At 39.7% G+C, this 20169-nt stretch carries 21 protein-coding genes; 15 read left to right on the top strand and 6 right to left on the bottom strand.

Features of this window, described 5'->3' with window-relative positions; genetic code table 11:
* The first annotated feature begins 81 nt into the window (after positions 1-81).
* From AB1467_04485 to AB1467_04500, 4 genes are all read left to right on the top strand, one after another.
* Complete coding sequence (locus tag AB1467_04485; protein ID MEW6295522.1) at positions 82-912, top strand: hypothetical protein; 831 nt, start codon at positions 82-84, stop codon at positions 910-912.
* 6 nt (positions 913-918) lie between these two features.
* The gene (locus tag AB1467_04490) at positions 919-1149 is read left to right on the top strand and encodes a HypC/HybG/HupF family hydrogenase formation chaperone (GenBank protein MEW6295523.1); all 231 of its coding nucleotides are present in this window, start codon (positions 919-921) and stop codon (positions 1147-1149) included.
* A gap of 65 nt (positions 1150-1214) precedes the next feature.
* Positions 1215-1433, top strand: coding sequence for a hypothetical protein (locus AB1467_04495; GenBank protein MEW6295524.1), 219 nt, complete (start codon positions 1215-1217; stop codon positions 1431-1433).
* The gene (locus AB1467_04500) at positions 1417-1827 is read left to right on the top strand and encodes a PIN domain-containing protein (GenBank protein ID MEW6295525.1); all 411 of its coding nucleotides are present in this window, start codon (positions 1417-1419) and stop codon (positions 1825-1827) included. The genes AB1467_04495 and AB1467_04500 overlap by 17 nt, the downstream gene beginning before the upstream one ends.
* Before the next feature lie 11 nt (positions 1828-1838).
* Here the strand turns inward: AB1467_04500 and AB1467_04505 are convergent, their stop codons facing one another.
* From AB1467_04505 to AB1467_04530, 6 genes are all read right to left on the bottom strand, one after another.
* Positions 1839-2573 carry a DUF6390 family protein gene (locus tag AB1467_04505; GenBank protein ID MEW6295526.1) on the bottom strand — a complete coding sequence of 245 codons (735 nt, stop codon included), beginning with the start codon at positions 2571-2573 and terminating at the stop codon, positions 1839-1841.
* Positions 2561-3484: a DMT family transporter gene (locus tag AB1467_04510; protein MEW6295527.1), complete on the bottom strand. Its 924-nt coding sequence runs from the start codon at positions 3482-3484 to the stop codon at positions 2561-2563. Before AB1467_04510 ends, AB1467_04505 begins: the two co-directional genes overlap by 13 nt.
* Positions 3485-3545: 61 nt before the next feature.
* A complete protein-coding gene (gene pgk / locus AB1467_04515; GenBank protein MEW6295528.1) occupies positions 3546-4748 on the bottom strand; it encodes a phosphoglycerate kinase in 1203 nt (400 codons plus the stop codon).
* A gap of 3 nt (positions 4749-4751) precedes the next feature.
* Complete coding sequence (locus tag AB1467_04520; GenBank protein ID MEW6295529.1) at positions 4752-4904, bottom strand: hypothetical protein; 153 nt, start codon at positions 4902-4904, stop codon at positions 4752-4754.
* Positions 4905-4924: 20 nt separating this feature from the next.
* Positions 4925-5938, bottom strand: coding sequence for a type I glyceraldehyde-3-phosphate dehydrogenase (gap, locus tag AB1467_04525; GenBank protein MEW6295530.1), 1014 nt, complete (start codon positions 5936-5938; stop codon positions 4925-4927).
* 53 nt (positions 5939-5991) lie between these two features.
* Positions 5992-6933, bottom strand: a complete 942-nt coding sequence (locus AB1467_04530; GenBank protein ID MEW6295531.1) for a hypothetical protein — start codon at positions 6931-6933, stop codon at positions 5992-5994.
* 59 nt (positions 6934-6992) lie between these two features.
* Between AB1467_04530 and AB1467_04535 the strand changes: the two genes are divergently transcribed.
* The 11 genes from AB1467_04535 (at position 6993) to AB1467_04585 (ending at position 20154) form a co-directional block, all read left to right on the top strand.
* On the top strand, positions 6993-8324 hold the full coding sequence (locus AB1467_04535; protein ID MEW6295532.1) for an MBL fold metallo-hydrolase: 1332 nt from the start codon (positions 6993-6995) through the stop codon (positions 8322-8324).
* A gap of 59 nt (positions 8325-8383) precedes the next feature.
* Positions 8384-8788, top strand: a complete 405-nt coding sequence (locus AB1467_04540; protein ID MEW6295533.1) for a hypothetical protein — start codon at positions 8384-8386, stop codon at positions 8786-8788.
* A 27-nt stretch (positions 8789-8815) separates the two neighbouring features.
* Positions 8816-9178 carry a hypothetical protein gene (locus AB1467_04545; protein MEW6295534.1) on the top strand — a complete coding sequence of 121 codons (363 nt, stop codon included), beginning with the start codon at positions 8816-8818 and terminating at the stop codon, positions 9176-9178.
* A gap of 27 nt (positions 9179-9205) precedes the next feature.
* On the top strand, positions 9206-9721 hold the full coding sequence (locus tag AB1467_04550; GenBank protein MEW6295535.1) for a hypothetical protein: 516 nt from the start codon (positions 9206-9208) through the stop codon (positions 9719-9721).
* Positions 9675-12494, top strand: coding sequence for a VWA domain-containing protein (locus AB1467_04555; GenBank protein MEW6295536.1), 2820 nt, complete (start codon positions 9675-9677; stop codon positions 12492-12494). Before AB1467_04550 ends, AB1467_04555 begins: the two co-directional genes overlap by 47 nt.
* A gap of 29 nt (positions 12495-12523) precedes the next feature.
* On the top strand, positions 12524-13555 hold the full coding sequence (locus AB1467_04560) for a hypothetical protein (protein ID MEW6295537.1): 1032 nt from the start codon (positions 12524-12526) through the stop codon (positions 13553-13555).
* Positions 13556-13565: 10 nt separating this feature from the next.
* Positions 13566-14759: a hypothetical protein gene (locus AB1467_04565; protein MEW6295538.1), complete on the top strand. Its 1194-nt coding sequence runs from the start codon at positions 13566-13568 to the stop codon at positions 14757-14759.
* Positions 14760-14923: 164 nt separating this feature from the next.
* A complete protein-coding gene (locus AB1467_04570) occupies positions 14924-16714 on the top strand; it encodes a hypothetical protein (protein ID MEW6295539.1) in 1791 nt (596 codons plus the stop codon).
* 13 nt (positions 16715-16727) lie between these two features.
* On the top strand, positions 16728-18248 hold the full coding sequence (locus tag AB1467_04575; protein ID MEW6295540.1) for an ATPase, T2SS/T4P/T4SS family: 1521 nt from the start codon (positions 16728-16730) through the stop codon (positions 18246-18248).
* Positions 18241-19137 carry a type II secretion system F family protein gene (locus tag AB1467_04580; GenBank protein MEW6295541.1) on the top strand — a complete coding sequence of 299 codons (897 nt, stop codon included), beginning with the start codon at positions 18241-18243 and terminating at the stop codon, positions 19135-19137. The genes AB1467_04575 and AB1467_04580 overlap by 8 nt, the downstream gene beginning before the upstream one ends.
* A gap of 15 nt (positions 19138-19152) precedes the next feature.
* A complete protein-coding gene (locus AB1467_04585) occupies positions 19153-20154 on the top strand; it encodes a type II secretion system F family protein (GenBank protein ID MEW6295542.1) in 1002 nt (333 codons plus the stop codon).
* Positions 20155-20169: the final 15 nt, after the last annotated feature.

Genomic DNA, 20169 nt, shown 5'->3' on the forward strand with positions numbered 1-20169 from the left:
GCCTGAAAAATTTTATAAATCAATTACTTCCAGCGAAAATTTATTAAGGGGTTTCAATGTAAGATTTGTGGGGCAGAAAAAATGGATTACGAAAGAATCCTTTCAGGCGGATTTGACTGGGCTAAAGACAGGAAAAGCATCCTCTACATTGCAGTAATTCTTGTCCTTTCAGTTGCAATGTCTCTTTCAATTACCTATTTAACAAAAGATTTAGGCATGAGCGCGGGGCAGGCCAATGCATACGAAAGGATAAGGGAATTGGCAGCGGCTGCACTCGCAATTATTGCTGCGGTAATAGTAATAGGGCTGATTGAAGGATTCTTTTCTGCGCTCTTGAATGTAAGGGCATTAGAATTGAAGGGAATGGAGCCAAAGCCCTTCTCTGTAATGAAATATATTAAATTGATTGCGCTTGAAATAATTGCATTCTTTTACGCATTATTTTCATTGAAGAACAAATACTTCCTCTGGTTTTTTGCCATAATTTTAGGCTTGTTCATTTTAGGCGCAATACTCTCAGTTGTGCCTGTAATCAATATTTTCGGCTTGCTTTTGCTGTTCTGCGCCATGATATTATTCATACCCTACCTGATTATTGTAGTGTACAATTCAATCAGGTACAGCATGGCACCGCAGGTATTCCTGCATAAAAAGGACTCAATCATTGAATCAATAAATGAGTCTTATGAAATCACAAGGCCACATGTGTTCTCTATTTTCGGGGTAATTCTGATTTACGGGATAATAATTGCCATTATTGCATTCATCTTTGTTGCAGCAAACTTTGTCCTGAAAGGAAACCTTGCCTTGAACCTAATAAACATAATAATAAACACTTTTTTGGCCGTAATATTCCTGTTTGTTTTCGTTGGATTATACCAGCAGATAACTGAAAGAACAAAAGCAAGGTAAAGAAAAATGTGCCTGAGCCTGCCCTGCAAAGTAATAGAAACAGAAGAGAATGAAGGAAAGGCAGTAATCGAGTTCAATGGCATAAAAGCAAAAGCCTTCAATATAGCCAAAGCAAAAAAAGGCGATTTTGTCCTTGTGAAAGAGCAGAACATAATTGAAGTGCTTAGCAAGGAAGAAGAAAAAGAAACACAGAAAGCGTTAAATGTAATTGTGGGAAAAAAGAAGAAAAGGCATTAATTTTAAATATTTATGCACACATAATTTGTATGTGTTAATTTATGGCTAATGTCACTATATCTATTATGGAAGAAACAAGGCGCAAGATGAAGGAACACCCAGAGGTGCGGTGGTCCAATGTAATCAGGGCAATTATTGAGAGAAAACTGCAGGATTTTGCTGTAGCTGAAGGTCTGGCCAAAAAAAGCAGCCTGACAGAGAAAGACGTTGAAATGCTTTCAGGAAAAACAGCCAAAAATTTTGCAAGGCACGCAAAGAGGCTCCTGAATGAAAGTAACAGTTGATGCCAATATTCTTTTCTCTGCCCTGCTGAGAAAAGGCATAACAAGAAAAATATGGTTTGTGCCTGAAATAGAATTGTATGCCCCCAAATTTCTCTTAATAGAACTCCAGAAGTACTGGGCGTTCCTGCAAAAAAAATTTAATGGGCCAAAAGAAGAATTCATAGTGCTTTTAGAGAAACTGGTCTCGCAAGTTCGTTTTATTCCAGACCATCAACTGAAACCTTTCCTGCCGGCAGCTGCATTCCTTTCCAAGGACGCCAAAGACTGGCTTTACCTTGCCTGTGCTTTAGAAGAGGACACAATTATTTGGAGCAATGACAAAGGCTTTAAAACACAAACAAGAGTAAAGATATTAACAACAGAGGAAATGAAAAAAGAATTTGGCGTGCTTTAAACAATTACTATCTATTTCCTCTCTTTGTTCGCGAAATCTAATGCCTGCTGCGTGTAAAATGAAAGGCTTTTCTGCTGGTCCCTTGAGAGCTCTAATACAGCAAAATCCCAGTGGAAGGCAATTGTTGCTCCAATCTTTGTTTTAGGAAAGAATTCCTTGTGGAATTCAATTTCTTTTTCAATTAAAGGGCCTAAAAACAATTTCTTATTCAAAGAAACAATAGGCCTGAATTCAATTAAAGCGCTTTCATCAGAGAACTCTTTTAATGTGCCCCAGCACACCCTGTCCTTGTCCATGAAATCAACTGTGGCTTTACTTAATTCAGTCATTGCCGCAATATTCAGCACATGAAAGGAATGATGCGGTACCGCGCTGTTAGGAACACCTAAAGCAATCTTCTGCGCAATCTCAGGGCTGAGCTTGTACCACCCAGCAAAATTTTCTTGAATAAGCTTCCTTATGTCAGAGCCATTGCATTTATTCAAGAGAGAATTGCCTATAAAATAGGCTTCAACAACAGAAAAATCAATGAGGTCTTCAACATAATTCTTTTGTGCTATAAGCTTAAGGTAAGGGAAGGCAACCTCAAACTGCCTTATTCCATACCTTATCTCAGATTCATCCTTGTGCCTTCCTGCAATAAAATCATAAAATTTCTGGTGGAAGTCTTTTGGGCCGCATAAATTCAGCTTGTTAGGCATTAAAGCAAAGCGCGCAAAAAGCTCCAAGCCACTCATTTTAGCCATTTTTTCACTCCAACAGTTTTTGGCTTAAGGAAAAACTCTTTTTCCCCGCAATTTATGAGCAAATAAAGCCCTATTGCGAGAACAGCATAAGCAATGAAGGGCACTGGAAAGATTGCTTTTCCAGTGAAAAGAGAATTTAAGAGGGCTGTAACAGGCAGGCCGAGCAATAGAATGCTTGTGGCAAGCGAGACAGGAATTTTTTGTAATGAAGAATACCAGAAGAGGACATAAGCGAACAGGAAGAGAGAGGTAATTAAGAGCCAGAGGAAATGAATTGAGGTAAGAGAATTAATTAAAGCCAGTTTGCCTGTGAATGCAAGGAATAAGAGCAGGAAGACTGAACCGAAGAACATTCTGCCGAAGGCAAGGATTTTAGGCTGGATTTCCTTGAGCAAATGCTTTGAGTAAACATTCTCTGCAGCCCAGAGCGCTGTAGCTGTAAGTATCATTAAGTCAAAGGAATTAAATGCCTGGACATTAATTCCGAACAGGAGGGTTACTGCAAAAACTAAAAGCACTGAACCAGCAAAAACTTTCCTGTTCAATTTCTCTTTCAGAAATATGACTGCCAGAACTGCAACAAAGAGGAACATGAGCTTGTGGATAAAGCCTGCATTAACTGCAGGCGTATGGCTCAAGGCATTAAAAAACAAGAGAAAGGGAATGCTTCCCCCAATCAATCCAATGAAAGCCAACTGCAGCCAGTTCCTTGCTTTCAGGAATTTTAGATGCCTGAATTCTCCTAAAATTAAAATTAAGGAAAAAAGGAATACAACCACAACCAAATTCTTTAAGGTCGTGAAAAGAGACTCGTTGAAAGACTGGACGGCAAAAGAATTAATGAAGATTGAAATCCCGCTAACCAGGGCAGTAATTAAGGCAAAAAATATTCCTTTCCTGAAATTGTCCATCTCAATTCAACCCCTTAAGCCTAATTCTAAAATCAAAGGAAATCATTAAAAATTTTTTGTTTTAGGATTGCAGTACCTTCAGTGCAGGCAGCTCTTTTCCGCTCAGGAAATCCAGGGAAGCCTTTCCGCTGAGGGAAATGTAAGAATATTTTTTCTTGTTTAATTTGAGTTTCTCTATTGCTGTAATGGTGTCTCCGCCGCCGAGGAAAGAGAAAGCCTTGGAGGAAGCAATTGACTGAAGGACAGCTTTAGTGCCCTGAAAGAAATTCTTTTCCTCAAAGACCCCCATTGGGCCATTAAACACAATCAGTTTTGCCTCCTTTATTTCCTTGCTGAATTCAATAATTGTTTTTTGGCCTATGTCCTTGCACCAATACTTTGAGGGAAGGTCGTGCACTGAAAGCTCTTTCCTTGAGCCCAATACATCCAATGCAATATCTGAAGGCATCAGAATTTTTGGCCTGAAAGAAGAGAGAATTTCTTTTGCTTTTGGAATCAATGCATTCAAATTATTGTCCCTGAAAAACTTTTCTTTTCCCCCCAAATCATAGCTTGAAGCCTTCAGGAACAATTCACCTAAAGCGCCACCTGCTAATACTTTGTCTGCTTTTCCTTTGGACAAGAAAAAAGAAATTATTCCAATTGAGTCAGACAATTTCACTCCACCCAACACTAAAAGCTTTGGGTGAACTTCAAGAGATAAAGCCTTATTTAAGTTAAGGAGTTCTTCTTCGAGCACTGGCCCCACAAAAGAGGAAAGCAATGGAATGAAGCCTACTACTGTAGCATGGCTTCTGTGGGCAACACTTAAAGAGTCCAAAACATAATAGTCTGCCTTTGAAGCCAATTGCTTTATTATCGGGTTTTTGGAGTGCTCTTCAGGGCTTTTTTCCTCTGTCTCAAATTCAAGGAAGCGAGTATTCCCCAAGAGCAATATTTGACCTTTTTTTAAGGAGGAAATTGCGTTCAAGTAATCTGAATTCCAATCCAAAAATGAAATTTTCTTTCCAACAAGCCTTGAGAGGGCTTTTGCGTGCTGCTGCAAGGAAACAAAATCGCTTTCTCCTTTTCTCCCCTGGTGCGAGAGAACAACAATCTTTGCCCCTTTTTTTGAAAGAAACTTAATTGTTTTGGCGTGAGCCCTGATCCTTTCAGCAAGCTGGATTTTTCCCTTCACCACATTGGAGTTCAAGTCAACCCTAAGCAATAAGGTCTTGTTTTTTACATTAACTTTAGAAATTGATTTAAGTGCCATAAAATTCATTTTTCAATAAAATTTTCTTCCAAAATTTTTTTTAATTAAGGCAATTCTTTCTTTTCTGGATAATTTTTTCCTGAAAATTTCTCTTACAGGCTTACCCCCAATAGGATTCACTAAATTTGCTTTATTGCTTTTGGAATGCTTTGGTTTTTTTCCCATAAAAAATTCTCCTTTCAAAATTAAAATTCTATTTTTTGCATTAGGTCAATGAGCCTTGAGCTGTAGCCCCATTCATTATCATACCAGGAAAGGGTTCTAATCAAATTGCCTTGCACTACCTGAGTGCTCAAAGAATCAAAAACCGCGGAAAAAGGGTTTCCAATGATGTCGCTTGAAACCAAAGGCTCTTCAGAATACTGCACAATGCCTTTAAGGCTGGATTCAGAGGCCTTTTTTATTGCTGAATTGACTTCCTCTCTTGAAGTGCTTTTTTCTGTAAGGCAAACAAAGTCTGTGAGGGAAACATTGGGTGTTGGAACCCTGATTGACACTCCGTCCATTTTTCCTTTAAGTGAAGGCCACACTGCTGCTGCAGCCCTTGTTGCGCCTGTAGTGGTAGGAATAATATTCAGTGCTGCTGCCCTTGCCCTCCTCAAGTCCTTGTGGGGCAGGTCTAAAATTCTCTGGTCGTTGGTGTAAGAATGAATAGTATTCATCATTGCTGCCTTTACTGAGAAGTTTTGGTCTAACACCATTGCAATGGGCGCAAGGCAGTTGGTGGTACAAGAAGCCATTGAAATTATTTTATGATCTCTCTTTAATTCTTTGTCGTTCACGCCCAAAACAATTGTGATGTCGGAGTCATCGCATGGGGCAGTAATTAATACTTTTTTTGCTCCTGCGCTCAAGTGCTGCGAGGCATCAGCTTTTTTTGAGAACTGCCCAGTGCTTTCTATTACAAGGTCTACTTGAAGGTCTTTCCACGGAAGAGCTGAAGGGCTTTTCTCTGAAAAGCATTTAATTTCCTTTCCTGCAGTAATAATTGAATTCGAGGTTGCCTTCACTTCATAAGGCCAGATGCCATGAACTGAATCATACTTCAGCAAATGAGCCAAAGTCTTTGTGTCTGTTAAGTCATTAATTGCAACGAATTCTATTCTCCTGTTCAATAGGCCTGCCCTCAAAGCCATTCTTCCAATTCTCCCAAAGCCATTGACTGCAACCCTTATTTTTGAGTTTCCCAGTAAAGCCATAAAAATTACGCCATAGACTAAAAGACAGCAACAGATTAAATAATTTTGCGTTTTCAAACCTGCATTTCTTCTTGTTCAATGAATTGCTCGTAGGAAGAGGAATTGAATTTGTAGAGGAATCTTGCAATCTTTACGCCGTTGAAGGAATATCTTTGGATTAATTCAGCTCTCTCGCCGTAGAACTCAGTGAAAAGCTTTTTCTGGCTTGGGTCCAATAAAATGGCTTTCTTCTTGAATTCAGTGAAAACAAAAGCGTGAGTGCTGTTATCCTCTAATTCTACTACAATGACTGAAGCCTTGTCGTCGCCCAAGGCAAGCAGGAGAGAGCACAAAAATACTGCAAGGTCTTCTGCATCAGCAATCTTGAGGGAAAGGATCTCTTTTGGCAAAAGCCAGTAATTCACATCCAAACCTGATTCAACAAAATTTATTTCCTTGCAGACGAAATTATAGGCTTCCTCTGCGGCCTTAAGGTAATGCTTTTCAAACTCATAGTCTTCAGGCTTTAAGTCCAATGCAATGGACTGTATTGTAAGATCGTCAGCATTAACCAAGGCCTTTATTTCACCAATAGTCTTGCGCTCAAAGCCGTTAATGAGCTCAGAGTAACGCTGCAGTAAATGCATGTAGAGCTTGAACTTTAATTCCTTTTCTTCCTGTGTTTTCTCTGCGTCTTTTCCTAAGGATCCAAAAGCAATTCTAAGCCTGTCATATTTTTCCTGCAAGGAGCCCAATTGCTTATGCTTTTCCTCTAGTTCTGCCTTGAAGTCAATGCATTCCCTTGCAGAAAACAAGGGCGTTGAAAGCTCAAGCAATTTTTCTTTTAAGGAGGAAATCTGCCTTTCAATTTCTCCTGCCTCATTTTCTGGGGAATTCTCTTTTTTTTCTTCTAATTCCCCTATCTTGGACCAGATCTGCTGCTCTGCAATAGACTTGGGCTTTTTATCCACTTCAAGCGCCATACAAAAATTAGGCTCAATCAAAGATTTAAACATAACGAGTTTTTTGTTTTCGCTTTTAATTACTTTGCCTTCATTTTATTAACTGAATAATCATGAAGATAACCTTCTTTGGCGGGGCAAGCGAGGTAGGAAGGAGTTGCTCCCTAATTGAATCAAAGGGGAGAAAAATCCTGGTTGACGCAGGAATAAAATTAGGCCCAGAAAAAGAAGAGGAAAGGTTGCCGTTGCTTCCAATAGAATTAATGAAACAAATTGAAGGAATAATTGTAACGCACGCGCACATTGATCATACTGCATTCATCCCTTTTATAGTGAAGAATGGTTTTGAAGGGAAAATTTACATTACAAAGCCTTCAAGGGACATCATGCATTTGCTCTTAAGTGATTCAGTGAAGCTGGCTAAATTAAACAAGAAAGACATTTACTCAGAAAAAGATGTAAACAATACAATGAAATTGATTGAATTAATGGAATACAAAGAGGAAAAAGAAATACTGCCAGAAGTAAAGTTGAAGTTCTATGAGGCCGGCCACATTCTCGGGAGCGCCCAAGCACTAATCAAAATTGAAGGAAAGAATGTTCTCTTCACTGGAGACATCAATACAAGAGAAAGCAGGCTCCTGAAAGAAGCAGAAATGCCGGAAGAAAAAATTGATGTTCTAATAACAGAAAGCACTTACGCAGGAAAGAACGACCTTCTTCCTTCACTAAAGAATTCAAGCAAGTTGCTGGCAGACGAAATAAAGGAGACAATGAAAAAGAAAGGGAAGGTACTCATACCAGTCTTTGCAGTTGGAAGAGGCCAGGAAATCTTGTTCTCTTTGGAAAACTACATCAGAAGCAATTACCTGCCTGCATTGAATGTATTCGTGGACGGAATGATAAAGAAGGCGACAAGGATTTACAGGCATAATGTCATTTACATGAGGCCAGAAATACCGAACAGGATTCTGAGGGCAGACGATGATCCTTTCAAAAGCAAATACTTCAAGACTCCAAAGAAAAAAAATAAGGGAGACGTAATGAAGGCAAGGAACTGCGTGATAATTGCAACATCAGGAATGCTTTCAGGAGGGCCTTCAATTTCTTATTTGAGGAAGATTTCAAGGAACCCGAAAAACAAGCTCATAATTGTAGGATACCAAGCGCAGGGAACAAATGGAAGGAAATTAAGCGACGGAGCAAAGCAGATAAAATTGAATGGAAGGAAGACCAAAATCAACTGCGAGGTAAAGGCAGTGAAGTTCTCAGGCCACGCAGACCATAATGGATTGAGGGATTATATCCAAAAAATCGGGCCTGAATTCCTTGTGCTGGTGCACGGAGAGAAAGAGAAGATACCCGAAATAAAAGATGCAGTGCACAAGAGCCTCAAAGAAACCAAAATAATTATTCCTGAATTAAAGCAAGAAATCCAATTTTAGAATTCAAAAACAATAAATTTTTATGAGGAAGGCTTATTCTAATTTAAGGTGCAGGAGAAATGAAGGCAAAAGGACAGGTTGCACTGGAGTACTTGTTCCTTACAGTGCTGCTGCTCATAATTGTAGGAATACTTTTCGTTTACTCTCTTGTAATCTACAATGACTCCCTGAATTCAAGCAAGGCACAGAATTACGTCCAGCAATTAGCAAATGCAGCAGACCAGGCTAGCGCCTGGGGCCCAGGAACAAAATTATACGTTGAAGCAGAACTGCCTGGTGGGGTGCAGTCTGTAATAGCAACAAACAAGAGCATTACAGTGAAAGTGCAAATGCTGGGAGGAGTAAGCGACATATACACCTTCACAAAAGCAGACATTACGCCAGTGAGCCTTCCGACAACACAAGGCCTGCAGGCATTAAAGGTTGAAATGGTTGACGCAAACATTGTCATAAGCACTGCATAATTACAGCCAAGGGGAAAGGAAGAGAAAATGAGGAGAGGACAGATTTCAGTTGAATTACTGGTTGCATTATTTATTGTGGCATTCATTTTCGTGCTAATGGTGGTGAGCGTAAGCGAAAGAAATGCAATAAGAGACTTGTACAAAGAGCAGGCAGGAAAAGAAAACGAATGCAAAAGAATTTCCTTAACCCTTTCAGCAATTGCAACAAACTCAAAGAAGACAACAGTGAATTTTACTGCCTACAAGGATTTCAGTGTAACAGGAAACATTGTGGACGTGAATGGAACATACTGCTATTTTGTGGGCACTGCAGAAAGCCCAGGCTCTTACACTAAAGGAGAAATTCAGGCTGTTGCAATTGATGGAAATATAAGCTTGAGCAATGTGTAAGTGAATGAAAAAATTTGAGTGAAAAAAATGCTGAACAGAAAAGGCCAGAGCATAATGCTTGACTTGATTTTCGCGATAACAGTATTCACCATAATCTCAACATTCCTTTTGGATTCATATGACAGGGACCTTATGGGAATAACAAAAGGCCAGACAATGGATGAACTGCAACAGAAAGCATTTACAGCAACAGAAGCCTTAGTAAAAACAAAGGGCCTTCCAGAAAACTGGAATGAAATCAGCTTGAATAGTGTAGAACAGTTCGGGTTGCTTGCAAGGCAGGGGCAGTTGAGCGAAAGCAAAGTGAATTATTTTATGGGGTTGATTGACTGCAATACAGAAATTAATTCTAATTACAGTAAATCAAAGGAAATAATGAATTTAGGGCTCTTTGATTATTTTTTCAACCTGCATAACGTAACAAATGACCTGAACGCAGGATGCAATCCTTCTGTTGATGCAGACATTGTGGCTGCAAGAAGGGTGGTTAACTACAATGGAAGTGAAGCAATTGTTACATTCAAAGTGTACAAGATCAGGTAATGGAAGCAAGGGCTTTGCATTCACATTAGATGTAGTATTAGCATTAATCCTTTTCTTAGGGCTGATAATTACAGCAAAAAGTGTTGCCTTCAGCAATCCAAGCACAAACCTTTCAAAAACCCAGTTAATGCAGTTGAGCCATGAAAGCTTCCAGGCAATGGACAGCACAGGATTCATTCTAACACAGATTGACGCAAACTACCTTGACTCAGCAAACCAGATTCACGCAAAAGCCCAAAGCCTTCTTCCATCAAACCTTGACATGAATGTAAGCATAAAACAGTACACTGCAATCACAAGCAGCACTTGCAGGAGCACAAAAAATTTTTCTGACTGCTTTCCTGACGCAAACACCCTCACAGTAAGTTCAGGGACTGCAATACCAGCAAACAAGGAATTGATTCACGGAAGAAAGATTTACGTAAAAAAACAGCCTCCAGCAGACTGCAATACAAGCGTCCAATTAAGCCCTGCAGTAATTCCGGCAATTCCTGCAACAAAGAAATGGAATTCCTATTTACAAAAATACTTCAGCAACCTAAACAAACCATTGATTTTATACTTCCAGTCCCCGCAAGACCTAAATCTAACATTTGATGTGAATGTGAACCCGAGCAACTTCATTGAATGCGACCAAAACATTGATGTTAACTTGAGTATAAGCGTGCCTTCAAATGTAAGGAAAGCAGTAGACATGATGCTTGTAATAGACAGGAGCGGTTCAATGAGCTGGAATGGAAGAGTAAGCACAACTAATGCGCAAGGATTGGATATAGATGGAAGCTATGTTTACTTTGCAGACGGGTGGGCAGGATTAAGAGACATTAATGTGCTTAACCCATTGCTACCAAACCTTGTTGGAACATATAATACGCCTGGAACAGCATACAATGTGGACAAGAATGGAATTTATGCTTATATGGCAGACGGGTGGTGGGGATTAAGAATAGTGAATGTAAGCAATCCTGCTTCGCCGAGCAGCACCGGAAGCTATAACAGTCCAGGGACAGCTTATGGGGTTGCATACGATAATAGTTATGCTTATCTTGCGGATGGTGGCAGCGGACTGCAAGTAGTGAATGTAAGTAACCCTGCAAATCCTTCACAGACAGGCAACTATAATACTCCAGGAACATCATATCAGGTTGCAGTGAGCGGAAATTACGCGTACGTGGCAGACGGAACAAGCGGGCTGAGAATAGTGAATATTACGAATAAAAGCAATCCAACCTCACAGGGAAGTGTTGGAACAAGCAATGCACAGGACATTGTATTGCAAGGGAATTACGCTTATGTGGCAGACGGAAGTGCTGGCTTGAGGGTAATAAATGTAAGCAATCCTTCCTCCCCTACAATTTCAGGGACTTATAATACGCCAGGCACTGCTTATGGGATTGACATAGTGGACACAAATGCTTATGTTGCAGACAATACGGGTGGACTGCAAATAATTGATGTAAGCAATCCTGCTGCTCCTTCACTGCTCAGGAATATTCCTACGCCTTATGCTTTCTATGATGTGAGAGTGAGCGGGAATTTCGCTTATTTAGCTACAAATATGGGATTGATTACCTTGGATTTAATTAACGGGACAAAAATGGATTCAACAAAGACTTCAGCCAATTCATTCATTGACTTCAATGAATGGAAGCCAAGAGACCAATTAGGCATTTCCTCCTTTAATACTTCAGCAACATTAAACAGCCAGCTAAGGCACTTGGATGACGCAAACAAGAATACATTGCATGGAGTAATTAATGGCCTTGTGGCAGGCGGAGGCACAGACATTGAGTCAGGCATAAGGAATGCAACAACAGAGCTCACTTCAATTAGGGCAAACCCTTCGGCCAGAAAATTTCAGGTTCTCCTTTCGGATGGCCAATCAACTGAAGGAGACTCAGCTGATGCTGCAAGGGATGCAAACACTGCAGGAATAACAATTTACACAATAGGATACGGAGCAGACGCAAGCGAGTCGGAATTGAGGAATATAGCGAATTTGACTGACGGAAACTATTATTTTGCCTCAGACGCAAACGCCCTCAGGGACATCTATAATATGATTGCATTAAAGATACAGGAGCAGGCTAGCGCTGCAACAGTATTTGTTGAAAACGAAGGCTCAATCATTTCAGTAGACCAGAACGCCCAAATTGTTGATGGAAACTTAATTTTCACTGCAGGAAACATTGGACCGAACAGCCCGTGGGCAGGCCATTATACTGTAAGGTTTGACTGTAACACCAATTTCGCTTGCGAGGACACAGCAATAACCTTCCCTGGGCCGGGATCATACTTCTCTTATATTGACGAGAACGGGAACACACAGAATGTTCCCTGGGACCTGAATTCAACCAAAACCCTGCCATTAAAGAGCAGGGACCTCTCAATCGACATTATAAGAGGAGAAATCGCAGGAGAGAACGAATTGTACTTGGATGTAAATGCAGCAAATATTGGAGATTTGAATACGGGGGCAACAATAGTTAATTTTTATGTAGGGCAGGACAGCAATTGCAGTACAGGAAGCCTTCTTGCGCCGCCCTCTCCATTGAATGTAATTCCATTGTGCGGGGCAAAAAATTTGGACTGCAATCAATTCTATGTTTACTGGCCTTCAGTGAACGTTGCCTCTGAAGGAATAATATGCGCCAAAATAAACGAGGACAAGGCAATAAGGGAATGCCCTCTGCACAACATTGACTCAATTAATTGTTATCTCAGGCCGAAAATTTATTATTATGTGTTAGACTACTGGGTGTGGCAGAAATGATTTCAAATTTAAGAAAGGAGAAAATTTAAATGAAAGAGAAAGGAGTATTGTTCACTGTAATGATTTTCATTATAGCATTAGCTTTAATTGACTTGATCAACTTTGCAAACCAGCAGAAGAATTCATCTGAAGGAATAGCAGCAGAAATCTCTGGAGTAAAGGCAGTGAACAACAAATTTGAAAACCTTTACTCTGACATAATAGATTATTACAGGACAGGAAGCGCAAAAGCATTCAGGCAGTCCTTAATCCCATTCAGTTATGAGTTGGATGAAAACAGCTTTAAGGCTGTAATAGACCTTCCTGCAAGAAAAGGCACAAGAGACGGATTCTTTGACGTAATAAACACATTCAAGGTATTCGCAGAAGACCAGAACTACAGCAGGAATTATGATGGCATAAAAATTCAAGCAGAAACTGTAAGGAATGCAGCATGGGGAAGCCAAGACACAAACGAACTGGCTTTCATGTTGGGGCCTGCGTGCCTTTCATTCAAGGTAATAGACTTGAACCAAGCAGGATTTGAAGGTTCTCCAATAAACAATTCATGCAGCACCCAATTCAATGTGAACAGCCTCCAAAGAATAGACTTGAATATAATAATAAAAGAGCCAATAGAAGACTACAACAGAATTGAATGCCACTTCCCAGACTTCAATGGAGGAACAGGATGCCCGCAGGAAGCCTTTGACTCACTGAACCCGAATCCTTACATAAAAATAGACTTTAATTCAAGCGCCTGCATACAAAAATGCTCAGGAGACCTAAACCAGGCAATAGTAAGCATAAGCCACCACTTTGACCCAAGCCAAGACTTTAATGTTGAAATGAAATGCCTTGCAGGGGCAAGCCAATGCAATTCAATTGAGCCAGTAACAATCAACTGGTTCAGCATTAATGCCTATGATAAGGGAATAACTGCAGAGCACAGGGGAAACAAGCAGGTGAGAATTGAAATGAAAGCAACCTTAAAGCAGGCAATAAATTCCTTTGAATTCAAAGACTTCAATTTCACTGCAACAACAAGCACTTTCTCTATAATACAAACAAACAAGAAGTGAAAGAAAAAAAATGAGCGCAAAAATTTTCATTGCAATAGTTTTAGTTGGAATAATAATTGCGGGAGCAATTGTATTTAGCATAAAACAGAAAGGCCCTGAAACAGCAATTAATACAGCAACAGTAGAAGACTACTTCAGGCTGACAGCCCAAAAAAATGCACTGGCGGGAGAAGAATTTACGGTAAAAATTGAAGCAAGAGAAGAAAAAGGAATAAAAAAAATAAACTATGAATCAACAGCAACAAAAAAAGAAATTCTTTGCGGGCAAAAAGAATGCGGCATAGAAATAAAAGAAAAGATAAGCCAGGAAGGAATATTTGAATTAAAGGCAGTCCTGACAAACAATTCAGGGGAACAAAAAACACAGAAAACAATCATTTCAATTTCAAAGGCAAGAGGCTGCAATGAAACAAAAAACCAGGAATGCAGCGCGCAAAAGCCATTCTACTGCGAAAACGGAATATTAATTGAAAACTGCATTAAATGCGGCTGTACTGGCGGAAAATGCAATCCAAGCACAGGCAAATGCATTGAAGCAGGAGAAGAAAATTATCTTCTTTCAATAAACTCAATTAACTCAAGCCCTTACGCACAGCCGGGAAATGCAATCACAATAGAAATAGACCTAATCAATGACTCAGGTAAGAAAACCACTGCAGGAGGAAAATACCTGCTGGAAATAAACTTTAAGGGGAATGAAAGCATTACAAACACATATTCATTCGGCCTAAACAAAGACCTCCAACCAGAAGAAAAGGCAGGAATTGAAGTAAAAGAAAAAGACAATTCAGGCAAAAACTTCACAATCACAAGAGAAGGAACCTACACCACAAGCGCAATACTATACTTGCTGGAAGACAACAACAAAACAAAATTAAGCGAATTAAGCCAAGGACAAATAACAATAAGGAATGACTCAAGCCCTCCCTCAGCCCCAACAGGGCTCAAAGCAGCAAGAAATGGAAACATAATCACCTTACAGTGGAATTCAAACACGGAAGAAGACCTGAAAGAATACAAGGTATATGAAAGCACAAGCATTCAGGCAGGATACATTGCATACTCCTACAAAAAAAGCGTCGGAAAAGAAAACACAACAACAGAAATGAGTGAAGATTCAAACCAAGAAATATATTTCGTTATAACAGCATTAGATTACTTCGGCAACGAGTCAGGCTACAGCAACATAGCAAAAACTTCATAAATAACAAACATTAAAAAAAAGAAAGCCCTTAAATAAATAGGCTCCAAAAGAGGCCATCAAATGATTTCAAATTTCAGAAGAAAATTTGAAAGAGTTTCAAAGCAAAGCTTTGAAAATTTTCAAGCAAAGCTTGAAACATATTTAAATTTCAGGGGAAAATTTAAATGAACAAAAATAATTCAAACAACAAGGAAAAAGAAATTGAACTCCTCTTACAGCTTGCTGAGCTGCAGAAAATCCAGACACGCAAAAAGAAAGGAATAGGGAATATTTTTTCGGGAATAGCAAGCCTGTTTAAGGGAAAAAAGGCAGACAAAGAAGCACAGGAAAGGCAGAAATACCCGGAAAAGGTAAAGGGGCTCCAAGAAGAAGAAATCAAAAAAGAAATAATGAAGAAAATGCAGGAAATAGAAGAGTACGAAAAAAAGCACGGGAAGAACAAAAAGGTGGAAGAAAGCATAGGAAAACTCAAGCAAATAATCAAAACATTGGAAGAAATGGAAACGAAAAAGTCAGCGGAAATAAAATTTGAGCCAAAGGAAGAAATTTCAGCAGAAAAAGAGTTTGCAGAACTCATGAAAGAACTTGAAAAAAAAGAAGAAAAAGCTCCAGAAGAAGAAAAGCCTGCAATAGAAGAAAAAGGGGAAATAACGAAAGAAGAACCTGAAAAAAAGAAGGAAGTTGCAAAAAGAAAGAAAAAGAAAAGAAAAATCATAAAGAAGAAAAAAAGAAAAAAACACAAAAAAAGGAGAAAAAGAAAAATTGCTGAAACCAAGAAAAGAAAGAAACCAAAGAAAAGAAAAAAGAGAAAAATAAAAGCAGCAAAAAAAGAAAAGGAAGAAATAACGGAAGAACCACAAAAATTCTTTTATTCTGAGCAGCCTTCATTCCAGCAGGCGCAGCCTTCAGCTGAAACAGTTGGAGAAGACTTTGAGACACAGCTGGAAGTAGCAAAAGAAAAAATAAAGAACCTTGAAAAAGCATACCTGACAAGGCAGATAACAGAAGAAGAGTACAGGATGAAGCTGTTTGAATACAACGAAGAAATAAAAATAATTGAATTAAAGAAAAGAAAAGCAGAAGAAGCAAAAAGAAAGGAAGAGAAAGAGGAGAAAGCATATGCTGTCCAAGCAAAAAAAGAGGAAAAACCTTTTGTGGGGAGATATGTACCAGGAAAGCCTTTAAGCGAAGGAGAAGCAAAAAGGCTCAAGGCATTAGAGCAATTCCACAAGGAGTTCACTGCAGAGGAAGCGGCAAGAAGGAGGGAAAGCGAAACCCTCTTTGAAAGAGCAGAAAGGGGAAGGGCAATAGACTCAGTGATTGAAGAAAAAGTGAGGGGAAAGGTGGATGAAGAAAAACTTAAATCAATAGAAGAAAAAGTAAAAGTTTTGGCTGAAAAATACAATATATCAAAAGAGGAGATAGAAAGGAATGTTCAAAAATTGGACACTACAAAACTCCTCACAAACTTTGACAAGCTCATAAGCCTGCTTGAATTAGAACACAAAGCCCACACCGTAAAGGAGGCCCCGCTGGAGTTGGACAAGGCCTTTGTGGGCGAAGTAAAAAAAGAGGAAGTGAAAGGCACACTCAAAGAAATAAAGAAGTACAGGATTGTGACAGACTACGACAAGATACTGAATTACGTGAACGAGAAAGGAATTGTGAAGAAAGGGGAATTAGGAAAGGAATTAGGAATAAAGGACTCTGCAGTAAAGCAGTGCTGTGAAACCTTAGAAGAAAGCGGGCTCATCAGAATAGAGTATCCCCCATTAGGCGACGCAAAAATAGTGTCAGTCTCATTCGAAGAAAAGAAAAAAGAGAAAACCGAAGAAGAAACACAAGGCAGAGAAAAAGAAAAGATAATAATCGGGGGCTCAGAAGAAGCAGAAACCAAGAAAGGAGACTTGGAAAGGAAAAGGGAATTAAGGGAATTAATCAAAGGAAAGAAGTGAAAAAGGGGAAAAAATGAAGGAAAAAACTCTTGAATCATACCAGACTGAAACAGACAATGTGCTGGTTGAAGTGAACGTAATAGAAAGAGAAGACGCTTATGTAAGGCTCTATTACTTGAATTTCCCTGATGTGGGTGCAGGAACTAAGGCATTAATGCAGAACCTGAAGATGAGCATTATTGCTGATGCCTCAATCAAGGCAGAAAGGATGATGGACCCAAAATTCATTAAAGCACTCAAGGAAAAATTTAACAGCAGGGCTGAAGCAGTCCTGGGAAAAGAGGTTCCGGACATGGACTCAAACACAAAGGCAATACTAATCTGCCTTTTACTGCAGGAAATGCTTGGGCTAGGGAAAATTGAATTCCTGCTCAATGACGCGAATCTGGAGGAAATAGTAATCAACTGCTCTAGTGAACCAGTCTGGGTATACCACAAGAAATGGGGCTGGCTCAAAACAAATGTTATACTTCAGTCAGAAGAAGAAATACAGAACTATGCAAGCATTATAGCAAGGAGGATAGGAAAACAGATAACAATTTTAAGCCCGTTACTGGACGCGCACTTGATAACAGGGGACAGGGCTAATGCAACCTTATTCCCCATTTCAAGCAAGGGAAACACTATAACAATAAGAAGATTCAAGAGAGACCCTTGGACTATTGTGGACTTCATTGAAACAAAGACTGCAACGCCTGAAACACTTGCCTTGCTCTGGATGGCCATTGAGTACGAATTGAATATCATATTCAGTGGAGGCACTGGTTCAGGAAAAACAACTGCAATAAATGTCTGCATGCCGTTCATCCAGCCCAACAACAGGATAATAAGCATTGAAGACACAAGAGAACTCACGCTCGCAAAGCACATGCACTGGGTTCCATTAACTACAAGAGAGCCAAATGTGGAGGGAAAAGGCGCAGTGCAAATGCTGGACCTCCTAGTCAATTCCTTGAGAATGAGGCCTGACAGGATAATTGTAGGGGAAATAAGAAGGGAGAGAGAGGCGGAAGTAATGTTTGAAGCAATGCATACTGGTCACAGCGTTTACACTACAGTCCATGCCAATACAGCAGACGAAACAATAAGAAGACTGATCAACCCCCCAATCAATATCCCAACCACAATGATGGATGCAGTGCACTTGAATGTAGTAATGTTCAGGAATAGAAGAACTGGGGTCAGAAGAATCCTCCAGATAGCTGAATTCATTGCAGAGCAGAGGGGCGCAGAACAGGAGACAGTGAAAGCAAACGTGCTTTACAGGTGGAGGGCAACAGGAGACACCATTGGAAGACACTCTGAAAGCATAAGGCTTTTCGATGAATTAAGCCTGCACACGGGCCTAACAATAGAGGAAATAAACCAGGAGCTTTCAGTAAAACAGAAGATAATTGAATGGATAATAAAACAGAAGATAAGGGGAATTGAAAGCATAGGAAAACTAATGGCAGAATACTACATGGACAAGGACAAAATAATCAGCTTAATGGAAAAAAACAAAAAGCCCGAGTTTGGTGAAATAATTGAATGAAAAGAAAAGGGAAATGATTCCATTCAGCTTCCTTCCCCCAAAAACGCTCAGGGGCATTGCAAGGCATTTCTTCAGGCAAGGCCTGTTCATATCAAAATCCTTCCCTTACCTGAAAACAGACTTGAAGCAAGCTGAAATGGATTTCGGAGACGAAGAGTACGGCGCAATAGCATTAATTCTATCAGTAGTTTATTTTTTGGTTATAAGCATAATTGTTTTTTTTGTAGCACAAAAATTCTCTCCAGAGAACGCGCTTGTATTAAGCATTACCGCAGGAGGCATTGTAGGATTCATGGTATTAATGCAAGTAATAATGTACCCGAAAATGGCAGTAAAAAAAAAAGTAAGGGAAATTGAAAGAAACCTTGTTTTCTCATTGCGCACAATGCTAGTGCAAATAAAATCAGGCGTAACATTATTTGACTCAATGAACATGATAGCAGAAGGAAATTACGGGCAACTATCAAAGGAATTCAAGAAAGCAGTAGACGAAATAAACACAGGGTCATTGGAAGAAGATGCCCTGGAAAAAATTGCAGAAAACAATCCAAGCCCTTTCTTCAGGAGGAGCATCTGGCAGATAGTGAACGGAATGAAGGCAGGCGCAGACGTAAGCAATTTAATGAACGAATTAGTTTCAACAATGATTAAAGAAGAAACAATCCAGATAAGGAAGTACGGGAATGACTTAAAAATGCTCTCGTTAATGTACATGATGATTGGAGTAATAGTGCCTGCACTAGGCCTTACCCTGTTAATAGTGCTATCATCCTTCCCGCAAATACAATTCGGAGAAATATTATTCTGGGGCCTGCTAGGATTTGTTGCATTAGGGCAGTTCATGTTTTTAGGCATAATAAAATCAAAGAGGCCAAACTTGGTTGAATGATAAGGTGAAAAAAAAATGTACCAGAGAATAGCAGCAATCCTGCCGAAAAGCATTACAGAAAAATTCAAGCAGGAGTTGGAGTATTTAGGCATTGACATCAATGAAAGAAAATTTGTTGGCTTCCTTGTGGTCTTCAGCCTTGCATTAAGCTTGGGCATAGCAGTAAACCTTTACTTATTCTTCCAGATTCCATTTATAATATCATTTGTGTTTTTTGCACTGCTCTTCTTTGGGGGGGTTTACGCCTGGCTCAGCATAATGAGCGAAAGCAAGGGAAGGTACGTTGAAAAAATTCTTCCTGATGCCCTTCAAATGATTGCCTCAAACATAAAGTCAGGCCTTACAACAGAAAGGGCACTGCTTGTTTCAGCAAGACCTGAGTTTGGGCCATTAGAAACAGAATTAAAGGAGGTAAGCAAAAGGATTGCAGCAGGCGAAAGAATTGAGGTAGCATTAATGCAGCTGCCAAAAAAGATAAGGTCAAAGATACTAGAGAGGACAGTGTGGCTTATCTCTAAAGGGATAGGGGCAGGAGGACAGATTGCTGATTTGCTCCTGAAGCTGTCAGATGACTTAAGGGAGGAGAACAGCCTGCAGGAGGAAACAAAAGCAAATGTCTCCATATACATAATTTTGATATTGTTTGCTTCGGCTGTTGGAGCGCCATTGCTCTTTGGCGTATCAAGCTTTATTGTCCAAGTGCTCTACAAGCAGATTTCAACTGTTCCCTCAGTCAGCCCTGAACTGCTCCAGCAGGGAGGAGGCTCTGCTGCAACCCCAATAATAAGTTCCTTCCTTGTTGGGAATAGGAATCCAATAAAGCCAGATTTTGCAGTAATGATTGTTTCAATAATACTGGTTGTAGGATCAGTTTTTGCTTCAATGACAATAGGCGTAATCAATACAGGTAAAGAGAAAGGCGGCTTCAAGTACATACTTCCATTCATCCTTATCTCTTTTGCGATATTCTTTGCTGTAAGAATCATGCTTGCAAGCGTCTTCGGGCAATTAGTCTAATTAAACAAATAACAA

It is taken from the genome of Candidatus Diapherotrites archaeon (genome assembly GCA_040755695.1).
GTDB lineage: Archaea > Iainarchaeota > Iainarchaeia > Iainarchaeales > 1-14-0-10-31-34 > JBFMAK01.

Bases quoted from the DNA above. Each gene is read 5' to 3' on its own strand.
- AB1467_04575 (MEW6295540.1), top strand. From the start codon at position 16,728: ATGAAGGAAAAAACTCTTGAATCATACCAGACTGAAACAGACAATGTG.
- gap (MEW6295530.1), bottom strand. From the start codon at position 5,938: ATGGCTTTACTGGGAAACTCAAAAATAAGGGTTGCAGTCAATGGCTTT.
- AB1467_04520 (MEW6295529.1), bottom strand. From the start codon at position 4,904: ATGGGAAAAAAACCAAAGCATTCCAAAAGCAATAAAGCAAATTTAGTG.
- AB1467_04510 (MEW6295527.1), bottom strand. From the start codon at position 3,484: ATGGACAATTTCAGGAAAGGAATATTTTTTGCCTTAATTACTGCCCTG.
- AB1467_04505 (MEW6295526.1), bottom strand. From the start codon at position 2,573: ATGGCTAAAATGAGTGGCTTGGAGCTTTTTGCGCGCTTTGCTTTAATG.
- AB1467_04540 (MEW6295533.1), top strand. From the start codon at position 8,384: ATGAAGGCAAAAGGACAGGTTGCACTGGAGTACTTGTTCCTTACAGTG.
- AB1467_04500 (MEW6295525.1), top strand. From the start codon at position 1,417: ATGAAAGTAACAGTTGATGCCAATATTCTTTTCTCTGCCCTGCTGAGA.
- AB1467_04485 (MEW6295522.1), top strand. From the start codon at position 82: ATGGATTACGAAAGAATCCTTTCAGGCGGATTTGACTGGGCTAAAGAC.
- AB1467_04535 (MEW6295532.1), top strand. From the start codon at position 6,993: ATGAAGATAACCTTCTTTGGCGGGGCAAGCGAGGTAGGAAGGAGTTGC.
- AB1467_04555 (MEW6295536.1), top strand. From the start codon at position 9,675: ATGGAAGTGAAGCAATTGTTACATTCAAAGTGTACAAGATCAGGTAAT.
- AB1467_04490 (MEW6295523.1), top strand. From the start codon at position 919: ATGTGCCTGAGCCTGCCCTGCAAAGTAATAGAAACAGAAGAGAATGAA.
- AB1467_04530 (MEW6295531.1), bottom strand. From the start codon at position 6,933: ATGTTTAAATCTTTGATTGAGCCTAATTTTTGTATGGCGCTTGAAGTG.
- AB1467_04495 (MEW6295524.1), top strand. From the start codon at position 1,215: ATGGAAGAAACAAGGCGCAAGATGAAGGAACACCCAGAGGTGCGGTGG.
- AB1467_04560 (MEW6295537.1), top strand. From the start codon at position 12,524: ATGAAAGAGAAAGGAGTATTGTTCACTGTAATGATTTTCATTATAGCA.
- pgk (MEW6295528.1), bottom strand. From the start codon at position 4,748: ATGAATTTTATGGCACTTAAATCAATTTCTAAAGTTAATGTAAAAAAC.
- AB1467_04550 (MEW6295535.1), top strand. From the start codon at position 9,206: ATGCTGAACAGAAAAGGCCAGAGCATAATGCTTGACTTGATTTTCGCG.
- AB1467_04570 (MEW6295539.1), top strand. From the start codon at position 14,924: ATGAACAAAAATAATTCAAACAACAAGGAAAAAGAAATTGAACTCCTC.
- AB1467_04585 (MEW6295542.1), top strand. From the start codon at position 19,153: ATGTACCAGAGAATAGCAGCAATCCTGCCGAAAAGCATTACAGAAAAA.
- AB1467_04565 (MEW6295538.1), top strand. From the start codon at position 13,566: ATGAGCGCAAAAATTTTCATTGCAATAGTTTTAGTTGGAATAATAATT.
- AB1467_04545 (MEW6295534.1), top strand. From the start codon at position 8,816: ATGAGGAGAGGACAGATTTCAGTTGAATTACTGGTTGCATTATTTATT.